7 protein-coding genes are annotated in these 12,687 nt (G+C 39.3%); 2 read left to right on the plus strand and 5 right to left on the minus strand.

Annotated features, from left to right (window positions below; genetic code table 11):
• Positions 1-9 precede the first annotated feature (9 nt).
• The gene (locus FFJ24_RS03950) at positions 10-1,713 is read left to right on the plus strand and encodes an FAD/NAD(P)-binding protein (protein WP_138822764.1); all 1,704 of its coding nucleotides are present in this window, start codon (positions 10-12) and stop codon (positions 1,711-1,713) included.
• Between the two features lie 107 nt (positions 1,714-1,820).
• Here FFJ24_RS03950 and FFJ24_RS03955 read toward each other — a convergent pair whose 3' ends face one another.
• From FFJ24_RS03955 to FFJ24_RS03975, 5 genes are all read right to left on the minus strand, one after another.
• Positions 1,821-2,447: a M23 family metallopeptidase gene (locus FFJ24_RS03955; RefSeq protein WP_138822766.1), complete on the minus strand. Its 627-nt coding sequence runs from the start codon at positions 2,445-2,447 to the stop codon at positions 1,821-1,823.
• Between the two features lie 284 nt (positions 2,448-2,731).
• Positions 2,732-4,543, minus strand: coding sequence for an IucA/IucC family siderophore biosynthesis protein (locus FFJ24_RS03960; RefSeq protein ID WP_138822768.1), 1,812 nt, complete (start codon positions 4,541-4,543; stop codon positions 2,732-2,734).
• A 79-nt stretch (positions 4,544-4,622) separates the two neighbouring features.
• Complete coding sequence (locus FFJ24_RS03965) at positions 4,623-5,981, minus strand: lysine N(6)-hydroxylase/L-ornithine N(5)-oxygenase family protein (protein ID WP_138822770.1); 1,359 nt, start codon at positions 5,979-5,981, stop codon at positions 4,623-4,625.
• A complete protein-coding gene (locus FFJ24_RS03970; protein WP_138822772.1) occupies positions 5,981-8,440 on the minus strand; it encodes a GNAT family N-acetyltransferase in 2,460 nt (819 codons plus the stop codon). The genes FFJ24_RS03965 and FFJ24_RS03970 overlap by 1 nt, the downstream gene beginning before the upstream one ends.
• Positions 8,385-9,926, minus strand: a complete 1,542-nt coding sequence (locus tag FFJ24_RS03975) for an aspartate aminotransferase family protein (RefSeq protein WP_138822774.1) — start codon at positions 9,924-9,926, stop codon at positions 8,385-8,387. Before FFJ24_RS03975 ends, FFJ24_RS03970 begins: the two co-directional genes overlap by 56 nt.
• A gap of 319 nt (positions 9,927-10,245) precedes the next feature.
• On the opposite strand from FFJ24_RS03975, the gene FFJ24_RS03980 reads away from it, so the two are divergent.
• Entirely contained in the window at positions 10,246-12,666 is a 2,421-nt protein-coding gene (locus FFJ24_RS03980; protein WP_138822776.1) for a TonB-dependent receptor, read from the plus strand.
• The last annotated feature ends 21 nt before the right edge of the window (positions 12,667-12,687 follow it).

The raw sequence follows: 12,687 nt of genomic DNA on the forward strand, positions 1-12,687 counted from the left end.
GAATTATAAATGGATACGAAAACAGCAAAAAAAAAAATTGCCATCATTGGTGGCGGCCCGAGTGGTCTGTTCATGTATAAAAGATTAGTTGAATCTAAAGCTCCCAACTTCGAAATAGAGATATTCGAACGTAAAGATTATTTAGGGGCGGGCATGCCTTATAGTGCTGAAGGGGCAAATGTAGAACACATTACTAATGTGTCTGACAATGAAATTCCAATCATATATAACTCCATTGAAGAGTGGGTGAAAATTGCGCCAAAAGAGATTTTAAAAAAATTCGATATTGATGCCGATAAATTTAATGAGTATAAGGTATTACCCAGATTGTTTTTTGGCGAATATCTTTCCGCTCAGTTTAAGTTATTAAAAGATGTTGCTGAAAATAAAGGGATTAAGACCAATGTGCATTTAAATTGTGTAGTGGAGGATATTACCGATTTACCTGCCGATAATCAGGTTGAGGTAAGTGTTAAAGGACAAGATAAAGCCCTTTTCGACCAGGTAATCATTTGTACCGGTCATAACTGGCCAAAAAAATATGAAGGTAAAATCCCTCATTATTTCGATTCGCCATACCCGCCCAAAAAAATTGCGTTAGAACTAAACCACACCGTTGGCATTATGGGCTCTTCGTTAACTGCCATTGATGCATTAAGAACCCTGGCACGACAGAATGGAAAGTTTGCCGACAATGAAGATGGTACCTATTCTTACCAGTTAGCGAATAAAGGTTTTAAAATCGTTATGCACTCCCGAAGTGGTTTATTGCCGGCCATCAGGTTTCATTTGGAAGATTCGCACCTTGGTAAAGATGAAACGTTAAGCAAGGCAGAAATTCATAAGAGTATAGCTCAAAATGGAGGTTTTTTACCCTTAGATTTTGTATTTGAAAAGAATTTTAAAGAGATGTTCATTGAAAAAGATCCTGTTTTTTATAAAAAGATCAAAAACATGAATCTAGAGGAGTTCGTTACCGCAATGATGGACTACCGCGAAAAAATGGAACCATTTGATCTTTTCAAAAAGGAATATGAAGAGGCAGAAAAATCGATCGAGAAGAGGAAATCAATCTATTGGAAAGAGGCACTTGCCATTTTAAGTTTTGCGATGAACTACCCGGCAAAATACCTTTCAGCAGAGGATATGGAACGTTTGCAAAAAGTATTAATGCCACTCATTTCCATTGTAATTGCATTTGTACCCCAAAGTTCGTGCAGGGAATTGTTGGCCCTGCATGATGCTGGTGTGTTAAGTATTGTAGCTGTTGGCGATGATGCCAAAGTAGAACCCTTAAAAACCGGAGGTGCAGATTACCATTACAAGGTGGATGATAAAAAGGTTACTGTCCATTTCGATACCTTTATTGATTGCATCGGCCAACCGCATCTTTCTTTTGATGATTTTCCTTTTAAAAGCTTAATTACAGATAAGACCATAAGTCCGGCAAGATTAAAATTCAAGTCTGCTGCCATCGGAAAGGAAAAAATGAAGCGTAATGATTTAGTGACCAAAAAAGGCAATGATTACCTTTTAACTGTTCCTGGTATTACCATCAATGATCATTTCCAGGTAGTTGATGAGGCTGGGCAGGCGAATAATAGAATCTATATCATGGCCGTTCCGTACATTGGTGGTTATAATCCCGATTATTCCGGAATCGATTTCTCTGAAGCCGCATCAGGAGCGGTGTTGGACCGTATTTTGAAATAAAAATTCTTATTATTTTTGGTTAAAGCGTATAGATAGTAGCTAATTTTAGGGACTATCTGTACAAGTTCCTCAATACATTCGGTAAAGGCCGTGTTTTTAATTTACAGCTATTTGATGTGTTCCTTTATAAATACCTGAGGATTATAAAACCGTTCATTCAGTTGCGTATTATTAAAAGTTAACCAGCTTGCACAGCCATAATCATCAAATTTTTTCCTGATTTCCAAATGAAGATGGTGGTAATCGCCACCATACTTTTTACTTTCCTGCGGTGTAAATAACCTGGCTAGTTTCGTGTTTTGATCCACTTGCTGACCATTGCTTACATAAACTTCTTTCAGGTGTTTGTAGGAGGTAAACATCGTTTGGCCGTTAGGGAGTTTATGCTTAACCACCACAGTACGTTGATTTTCACCCAAATGTACAGAGCAAACTATTCCATTCGCCATGGCATAAACGCCAACGAGTTTGGTTTTGGGTTGGGTAGGATTGATATCAATGGCCGTATGGATATGGCCTTTAACGTAACTGTTGCGGTGATCGCCAAAAATGCTGATGATCCTGATGTTATTTACTTTTTTTCGGTTAACCACATCAAAGGGTAGAAACCATTGATTGGCTGTTTTTGCAGGAGATGCATCCGTGTAATAAGGTTTCCAACGATCACGGTCTTTTTCAATGGTTGGCGTTTCGAATAATAGCGTCGATAAAAAGATAAATAATAATGTTTTCATGCCGGGAGTAATTTAAGGCAAGATAATGTTTTTATTAATATAAACTATTTTTATAGTTTAAAAAAGTTAGACCGTCATTGCGAGGAGGAACGACGAAGCAATCTTAATGCGGTCGCTAGTAGCGATATTTGTAAGATTGCTTCGTCGGCTGAAAAAGCCTTCTCGCAATGACGATCTTTTGTAATGGTGGCAGATGTTGCCATTTACCACGGAGAGGAATTTATTTGATTTTTATAAAATCGTCTGGATTTACTCAAAGTCAGATGGTAACATCTGACTTCACATTACACCAAAACATCTTCTTTCAAAGCCTCTGCCGCAGGATTAACCAAAGTGCCAATCAATTCCGGAACCGGAACATCGGTACTTTCGCTGTAACCATGCGTCAACAACCTTACCCTATTAATGCAAACCCTGATAAATTCAGGTACAAAAAGGTCAAATTTTTCGAATTTTGAGGCTAATTCCTTGTTTTCCTGTTGAAATTCTAAAATTACATCAGCAACCTGACGCCAGAACTGTTTTTCATCCATTCCAATATAACTGTGGAAAATATTGCCCAGATACCTGAAAACAGCGTCGAATATGCCCGAAAGGATGAATAAAGGCGCCAATTCGTCGTTAATTTCCCTCAAAACATCAACAAGGTCATTAGGTAATTTCGCTTTCGATTCTTCGGTTAATACAATTTCTTCTACAAAATCTTTAATGATAATCCGTTCGGGAACACCATTCTTCATTACCAGAATCGTGTTTTCACCATGAGGACTAAAGAAAAAGGCATGTTTATAGAAAATTCTTAATACCGGTTTCAAATAAGCCGATAAATAAGCATTTAGCCAGGTTGAAGCATCTAATCCCGATTTTTCGATCAGGGCCTGTACCATGCTTTTACCATTGTCATCTACATAAAGTAAACTGGCCATCGTCATGATGTTTTCCCCTTCTAACAAGTAGTTTTCTGCACTTTCGCGCCAAATGGCACCTAAAAACTCCTGGTATTGATACGGTGATCCCGGTATTTTACTATATTGGGGGTGCGTATAAGCTACGGTTGCCACTTCACCTAAAAGGACAACGCATGTTTGTTTCAGGTATTCATCACCCTGTAGCATATCTTTTGCCCATTGGGTAACTTTTGGCGCAATGGCCAGTTTTTTTGGTGATAATCCCCTGAAAATGGAGGTGTTTAAAATAGAAATAGCCGTTTTTACATAATGTTTTTTAGGCTCACTTACATTAAAGAAGGTACGGATGCTGTTTTGGCACATGTATTCGTCGTTTCCAATGCCAACCGGAATAATCAGCTGATGGGCAATGTCATGCGCCAATTGTAATACAATTTTATTGTTCCACTGCCATTCATGAACGGGGACAAAGAAATAATCTTCAGGATTTAATTCCTGCCGGATCAAGACCTGGTTAAAATCGTGGACTTGTTTCAGGCAAAGCTCCTCATTGTAAAAAGAAAACGGAGAAATGCTTTCGATGCTTTTAAACTGTGCCCTTGATTTGTGGACGGCCAGCCAGGCCAATTGTGTTTTCTGCGCCGCTTCTGGTGCATATTTGCCCTGATCGCTGTGGTTAAAACCGATACGCCCTTTGTTTATAGTAGCCCATGGGTGACCGTCCATCTGGTGTTCGATGGTTTGGTAATCAGCATTGGCCAGTTCATCAGCGGTTAACCGGCCTTTTTCGTGGATATAAGCATCAGCATATAAAGTATTTAACGTTTCTTCAATGAAATGGGCGAGTGTAAAGGGTTTAATGCCAAAAGTTTGCTGTAATTCGGTATAAAAGGCCGGCGCATTATTTACCGCTACACGCTCGCCGTTCACAAACTTTTTAATACTCTGTTTATCGATGTGCAGGTAATCCAAAGCACGCTGCTGACCCGAGAAAGTATAATAAATAGTCTCAGTATCGGTAGCTAAATGGAAATTCAAAATGCCCTGCTCATTAGTATTTACAAGAGTTGGTTCTGCCAATTTTTCGTGCATCAGTTCCACGATTGATTTTGCAATATAGTTTAGGTTTACCTTGTCCCAAACTTCTTTTTTTAAAGGTTTTATATGATTGAAATTGTTGTAACTCATGGTATTAATTTTTTATTATTGAGGAATGTTATAAATATAGATTTGTCATCCTGAGCTTGTCGAAGGACCAACCTAATGTTTAAGGCGTTTCGACAGGTTCAACGTGACAGTCCCGGATGAAACCCTGAGACTGTTTCGTAACCTCTCGCTCGCCATTTACGCTAAACTGCTGGAAAGCAATCCGTTTTTCTACCGGATAGATTTCGAAACCTAAAATGGCGTTGACAATAGATGCATTGCGATATGCCCCCATACCCAGATCTGGTGTTACAAATCCATGCGTGTGTAATTCGGCATTTTGAACAAAGATTTCGTTACCGTTTACATCAATGGCATAATTACGATGTACCTGAAAAAGTCCGTCTGCATTGCGTGCAATGCGGTCTATAATGGCTGATAAAAAGCCCGGTTCGTTATATTTGTATCCTGTAGCCAATACCACAGCATCTGTATCAACCGTAAAATCTTTTTCGCTTTCGGTGTGATAAAAATCAAGCTGATAGCTGCCATCATTATTTAAGCTTAGGTTATTCAACTGGCAATTCGGCATGAGTTCGGCATTGATTTTTTCGCCGTCAACACTCAATTCGTAAAGTTTATCGAAAATCTGGTTAATCAGTTCGAAATTGATGCCTTTAAACAACGAATTCTGTTTGCTTAAAAGTTGTTTACGTTTTGCATCGCTTAAATTGTAAAAATGATCTACATATTCTGGCGAGGTCAGCTCTAAAGTTAATTTCGAATATTCCATGGGGAAAAATCGGTCTGGACGGGTAAACCACTTCAGATTTAAACCATTCTCAGTTTCAGGCAAAAGATCGTAGAAAATTTCAGCGGCACTTTGTCCTGAGCCGATAATCGTTACGGTTTTTTGCTCCAATAAGGTCTGTTTAAACTTTAAATACTCTGAAGAATGTATCGCATGTTGATGAATAGTAGGATTAATAAAATCCGGTACTTTAGGTGCTGTGCCCGTTCCGAGTACGATTTTTTTAGCCAAAATGGTTTCAGTAGTACCATTTGCCTGATCTAACTTTTCGATCTGATAAATTCCATCAACATAATTTATGGTGGTCACTTTTTGCCCGAACTGGCAGTTTTGCAGGTGCGTAATGGCCCATTTACAATAGGCATTATATTCTTTGCGCAATACAAAAAAGTCTTCCCTGATGTAGAATTTATAAAGGCGATCGGTTTGCTTTAAGTAGTTTAAAAAACTGTATGGACTGGTCGGATCGGCCATGGTAACCAGATCGGCCATAAAAGGGACTTGTAAAGTAGCATCGCTCAACATCATGCCAGGATGCCAGTTAAATTCGTTCGCCTGATCTAAAAACAAAGTAGATAAACTGTTGATTGGGGCACATAAAGCGGCCAAACCTAAATTGAAAGGACCAATTCCAATCCCAACAATGTCATATATTTTCTGTTCCTGCATTATATTTCCTCCGTTTCAAATTGAGCTGTTTTCATCATGGCATAAGCTTTGGCTTCAGGAAATTTATCCCAGTACCAATCGCGGTAGCAGAAAGTTAAATTGGCCATTTTATAAGGCATTTGGATTACTTTCTCTAATTTGAAACCCAATCTGGTTACAAAAATGTGCATCGCACGGCTTTCCACTGCGGCTTCACCGATACATTTGCCTACTTCTGGCTGTTCGAAAATGAAATCCATCAAGGCCTGGCCGGTTTCAAAACTGAATTTTTTGTCCTTATCGGTAGGGGCAATCAATAAATGTGCTCCATAATCGGTAGTTAACGCTTCGTAGCAAGCCCCCACACCATCACGCATTGGCCAGTAAGGCTCTATGGTAAAAGTAGGTTCGCCATTGATTTCGCCGATAAAACTGTGAGAGGCATCATTCGGCAATAGAGTTCTGTAAAATAATTCCAGGCCTTTAATAGGGCCATCCATTTTCCAGATTGGTTTGGCATGTTCCTGGTTAAACCAGTCATGAACCATTTCCAGATCGCGGTCGATATTAAAAGGCCGGATGTTGATCGTTACATTTTCCTTCGGGAAAAACCTGCTGTATAATACCTCATTGGTTTGAGGTTTGATCAGGTTTTCGGAGAAAAAATATTTAGACAGCGGATTTGGAAACTCACGGTAAATGGCCGGATTATCAATGGGCGCACTAGCTTCATCAATGTTGCAAAGATTGGTTAATAAATTACCTTTTACTTCCCAGCTGCGGCGGTTGATGATATAATCGACCAGTCCAGTGGTATCACTGTTTTCGAATTGTTTAAATTCAAGGTAAACCAGATCAATCAACGTTTTTTCATCAGCTAAACCATTACTCGCAATGGCATTTACTACACCTAAAATGTTGTTGATGAGTAGGTAATAGGTCAATTTAGGGATAATGTATTCGTTCGGTACAATCGAACCGCTTTCTGCTGCTATACCTGGATAAACTGCTTTTAGTTCCTCAGCTTTAGCGTCACTAAAGAAATAACCCTGGTTATCCCTGAAATAAAGTTTGGCAGGATAATAATCTTTATCCAGTTCTACCATCACATTTTGTTGGTGGAACTCAAAAGCCATCCCAAAATTATTGTAAAGGCCCACAACCGGAGCTACACAAAGGTGGAGGTATTGTTTAAACCAGTTTACGGCCGTATGGGCAAGTGCTTTATTTTTACTGATGGATGCCTCCTCGATTACATGGACAATCCTTGGTTTTTGGCCCAATAAACCATCCTGACAAAGCGCCGCCAATAAACTTACATTTTTGCCAGCATCTTCCCCTTTGAAAGGATTATGTCTGATACTGATGTTAAATCCATCAATCGTTTCGCCCTGATAATTTACGGTAATAAACGCCGGGTCGGTAATAAATTCAATTTCAGGGAATTCTGCTTTGGCTGCCTTACCGTATGCTGTTTTTAACAATTTGCTTACATCGTAACCCCGGTGAAGTTCCCTGACCAGGTTAACCCTTTCCGAGTTGGTTATTTTTACATGTAGCGAAAATTTTAGCATCCAATCACTCGATGCATTGTAAACCGTTCTTACGGAAGATGTTGGTGTGTACAATTCTCCGAAGTGCCCCAAAAAGAATAGCAGGTTTTCTTGCTGCATCGCTTTTACAGTAGGAAGGGCAAGCAGGTGTTGGGCCTCCCGGGGGTGCATGGGTACCACTTTATAATCCGGATATTGATCGAGCAAACTAATGATTTCTGCATGATTGCTCTCTAGCAATTCCATTCTGAAAAGATCCGTCATATCGAAACCTTCTGCATTTTTCTCACTAATGTTATCTGCTGCGATTAAAAAATACGCCAGCTGAAACTTTCCCTGTGTTTCCGGTGAATATTTAAAAAGTTCATCTTTAGTGTTAAAACCAGATCTCCCTTTGGGTAGGGGATGGGCATTATGACCTAAAATTAAAGATTGCTCAGCCTCAATAAAGCTCATTTTTGCAAAATTTACAGGTTTTCCATTTTTTTTAAAAAACGATAAAAATGCTTCAAGGTTTTCTATGCTATTGGCCAAACGTTGTTTTACCAGACCGGCATCAACAGCAGTGAACTCCTGAGCACTAAATTGGGTGGCCATTTCCATAAACCTGTAAATAGTGATTGGATTAATGGCATCTGTATCAACGTTCCTTTCAATTACAGGGAAATTAAATACGTGGCGGCCACTATCGGCATAAAATTTTAAAGGTGCGTATACTTCGAAACCAATGGCTGTAAAGTCAAACCTGATGTGCAAACGATCGCTTGTTGTAACCAGGTAATTGGCTAAAGATTCGTCATATTTAGGGATACCTGTATAACGGCTCCAGTTGGTAAATTCTCTACAATAACTGTTTAGAAGCGCATTGAAATTAGTTTCTTCTGAAATCTGCTGAAGCTTGATTGAGTCTAACGTATTCGTTTCCATGTTTTTTAATGATTTTAATAATGTTTTCAATATCGCTGATGGTAGTTAGCGGGTTAAGTAGTGTAAATTTGAGGTAGAACTGTTGGTTAATCTTGGTACCGGCAACTAAAGCTTTTCCTTGATTGAACATTGCTTTTTTGATATATTGATTCATGGCGCAAACATCTAAGCGCAAGTTTTTTGGGCGGTAACGGAACACCAATGCACTGATGTCCGATTCGTTCATCAGCTCGAAATCGCTATCTGAATGTAACAGTCCGGCAATTTTGGCTGCGGTTTCGATAATCGTATCAAAATAGCCACCCAGTTTGTTTCTGCCCATCATTCTGAGTGTAAACCAAAGTTTTAAGGCATCAAATCTGCGGGTAGTCTGTATCGATTTGTTCACCTGGTTCGGTAAACCATCCTCATCATGGTCTTTTGGGTTTAAGTAATCAGCATGGTGCGTAATCAGGTTGAAAAAGTTTTTATCGCATACCAGAAAACCGCTGCTGCTTACCGGCTGGAAGAACGATTTATGATAATCAACTGTAACCGAATGTGCGAGTTCGATACCATTAAGTAAGCCTCTATATTTATCTGTTAACAATAATCCACAGCCATAAGCCGCATCGATATGGAACCAGGTATTGTATTTTAGACTTATAGATGCAAGTTCTTTAAGCGGATCAATATTTCCGAAGTCGGTGGTGCCTGCCGTTCCTACAATGGCAATAGGAATATTGCCCTGAGCAATTTCCCGCTTAATGGCATCTTCCAGTAAAATGGTATTCATCCTGAAACTGCGGTCGGTTTTGATTTTGATTACCGATTTTTCGCCCAAACCCAATAGTGAAGCATTTTTTTGGATACTAAAATGCGCTTTTTCAGAAACAAATATTCTGAAACGGGAAGCTTCCCGGGGTAATCCATCAACTTTAATATTGTGGTTTAATGCGGTAATGGAATAGTGATCGCGGGCCAGTAAAATGCCCATTAAATTGCTTTGGGTGCCGCCACTGGTAAATATGCCATCTGCTTTTTTGCTGAAACCGATCTGATCGCAGGTCCATTCGATCAGTTTTTGTTCAATTAAGGTACCGCCGGCACTTTGGTCCCAGGTATCGATTGACGAATTGATGGCCGAAATCATCACTTCAGCAGCTACGGCGGGAATTACAATCGGACAGTTTAAATGTGCAATATAAGCAGGGTGGTGAAAGGCAACCGCATGGCTGGTATAAAGTTGTTCAACTTCTTTAAGTAAAGCATCGTAGTTGTCGTGTGTTTTTTCAAATTCAATCGAATCAAACAGCGGTCTTAATTTCGACGGCGATACGCCACTGAAAGGTTGTTGATTGTTGTTGAGAAATTTTTTTACCGCCTGGGTAACTTTTCCCATTGCATGCAGGTATTCTGCTTCATTTTCATGGTGAAAGATTTCCTTCGTCGGACTTTCCGTGAGGAAATCAATAAGTTCATGTTTTTCGAGGTTTGATGTAAACATTTTTTTTCAGTTTTTCAAAAAGTTTATTGGTAAAGGCAATAAAATACAGGCACATTAATGCCTGTATTTTTTATTCATCATCTGGTTAGCTGAGATATTTAAACTCGAACGATATATATCGATAATTCTTGTTGCTAAGTTATGTGTTTATTTAGATTGATTAAAAATAATATTTTAAATTATTTTTAACATATTGTTAGTAAGTACTTTGTTAAGTATTACTTAACCGTTTTAGTTCCTGAACAAATAAAAATTTTAATAATTTTATTTGGATTTGATCTAAATAAATGATTGCTTTGCGCAAAAAAAATAATCATTAATGAAGAATCTATACTTAATTGCAATCTTTATCTGTGGATTTATCCTTACAGGTAAAGCACAAACCGTAGCCGGAAAGGTAATAGGCGAAACAGCTCCGCTTGCCGGAGCAAATATTAAAGTTGATGGTAAAAATACTTCGGCAACCACCAAAGCAGATGGCAGCTTCGAACTAAAGCTATCCGAAGGTGCCTACCAATTACAGGTAAGTTATGTGGGTTATACTACTGTTTCACAAAAAGTGAATCTGGCTAAAGATCAAACGGTTAATTTAACCATTAACCTGAGTCCAACCTCGAATATGCAGGAGGTGGTAGTGGTATCATCACGGAAACCGACTAAAATCAGCGAGATACCAGGTACCGTTTGGGTAGTAGATGGTGCAAAAATTCAGGAACAGGCGAGGGCAGGCATTCCTTTAAAACAAACATTGGCGCAATTGATCCCGAGTTTGGATGCCGGTCCGGAAGGGCGTACCAATTACGGACAGAACCAACGTGGCAGAGATGCATTGGTGATGATTGATGGGGTATCTTTAAACAGTACGCGTGGTGTTAGCCGTCAGTTCGAATCAATCGATCCGTTTAATATCGAAAGAATTGAAGTTTTATCTGGTGCAAGCGCCGTTTATGGCGGTGGTGCAACAGGAGGGATCATCAACATCATCACTAAAAAAGGTCAGGACAGTCAGCCAAGTTTTACTACTCAGGTTGGTGTGCGCAGTGGATTAAAGGAAAAAAGCGATCATGATATACGCGTGGCACAGGCTATTTCTGGCGGTAATAAAGATTGGAACGGGCGCATCGGTATGGCTTTTCAAAAAAACAATGCAGCTTATGGCGCAGATGGAAAGCAGATTTTTACTGACATTACCCAAACTGATTTACAATATAACCAATCGTTCGATTTTTTCGGAAGCACCGAATTTAAATTGACCGATTACCAAAAAATATCTGTGAATGCCCAATATTACAATTCGGGTTACCGTGGTGATAAAGACCTTTTCCTGGGTGCAAATTATGGTGGATTATTATCCAACCCAGCGCTCTTAGAGATGAGAAATGGCTATTCATCAGATGTTGACCCAAAAACAAGTAGAGCCAATATCAATGCGAATTATCAGGCAAGCGAAATTTTAGGCGGACAAACCTTGTATGTACAGGCAGCTGCCAGAAGTGAGCAGTTCAGCTTTCACCCATTCCCGGGGCAGGCAGCTATACCACAGCGACTTTACAGTGGTTCATCCATCCAAAATACTAATTATAGTGCTTTAAAACTGGTATTGAACAAAGACTGGAACAGACTTAATCTTACTTACGGTATTGATGCAGATAACGAGAATTTTAACGCGCAGCAAGCTTTGTTCGATAGAGCAAAAGCCTTTGCATCTGGTGGTTTAAATAATACTACTATAGCCACTATTGCACGTTACCCAAACTTTAGGGTAAATGGTTTATCTGGTTTTTTACAGGCGCAGGTTAAAGTGACCGACTTCTTAAGCCTGTCGGGAGGTGTGCGTCAGCAACGTATGTTTGTTAAAGTTGGCGATTTTGTAGGTACCACTGCTTCCGTACCTTTGGCTTATGGTGTTGGCAGAACGGCTGCGGCCATTGCTGGTGGTGAAAACCATTACGATGTAAACTTATTAAATGGTGGTTTAGTATTTAAAATTAACACGGCTCAACAGGCATGGGTTAATTTCTCACAGGGTTTTAACCTCGCAGATCCGGCTAAATATTACGGACAGGGGACTTATACCTTGGTAGGTACCAACTATAATTTAGGCAACTCCATTAATGTTGGAAGTTCTCCCTTAACAGGTATTAAAACAGAACAGTACGAAGCAGGTTACCGTTACCGCACAGGTGTATTTAATGCACAGGTAGCTGGTTTTTATGCTTTATCTGATAAAAATGTAAAAACCAACAGCACATTCAATATTGAAGTTTTTGACGAAAAAGTAAGAAATATTGGTTTGGAAGGTTCATTATCTTTAAGCCTGAAAAATGGTTTTGAAGTAGGTGCAAACGGTTTATACATTAAAACACAGAAACAGAATACCGATGGTACCTGGGCTTTACAGGATATAACTGTTTCAAGTCCGTCAAAATTGGCAGGCTACTTAGGTTATAATGGTAAAGTATTTGGTTTAAAGGCACAAATTTTTCATTCGTTCGATTCAAAAGATGATATTGGAACCGGTAGGGAATTAAAAGGTTATACGACTGTTGATTTATTGGGATCGGTTAAAATATTTACCGGAAGTTTATCAGTAGGTGTACAAAACCTGTTGAACAAAAACTATCAGACGATTTGGAGCCAACGTTCACAGTATCTGTATTCGGCATTAGCCAAACCAGAAACGTTTTACTATGCAGGCCGCGGCCGTACGTATAATTTAACTTATACGCTTAATTACTAGATTCGATTTTTTTCGGTCGTC

The organism is Pedobacter sp. KBS0701 (genome assembly GCF_005938645.2).
GTDB lineage: Bacteria > Bacteroidota > Bacteroidia > Sphingobacteriales > Sphingobacteriaceae > Pedobacter.

Coding starts and splice junctions, on each gene's coding strand:
- FFJ24_RS03950 (WP_138822764.1), top strand. CDS start 10: ATGGATACGAAAACAGCAAAAAAAAAAATTGCCATCATTGGTGGCGGC.
- FFJ24_RS03955 (WP_138822766.1), bottom strand. CDS start 2,447: ATGAAAACATTATTATTTATCTTTTTATCGACGCTATTATTCGAAACG.
- FFJ24_RS03960 (WP_138822768.1), bottom strand. CDS start 4,543: ATGAGTTACAACAATTTCAATCATATAAAACCTTTAAAAAAAGAAGTT.
- FFJ24_RS03965 (WP_138822770.1), bottom strand. CDS start 5,981: ATGCAGGAACAGAAAATATATGACATTGTTGGGATTGGAATTGGTCCT.
- FFJ24_RS03970 (WP_138822772.1), bottom strand. CDS start 8,440: ATGGAAACGAATACGTTAGACTCAATCAAGCTTCAGCAGATTTCAGAA.
- FFJ24_RS03975 (WP_138822774.1), bottom strand. CDS start 9,926: ATGTTTACATCAAACCTCGAAAAACATGAACTTATTGATTTCCTCACG.
- FFJ24_RS03980 (WP_138822776.1), top strand. CDS start 10,246: ATGAAGAATCTATACTTAATTGCAATCTTTATCTGTGGATTTATCCTT.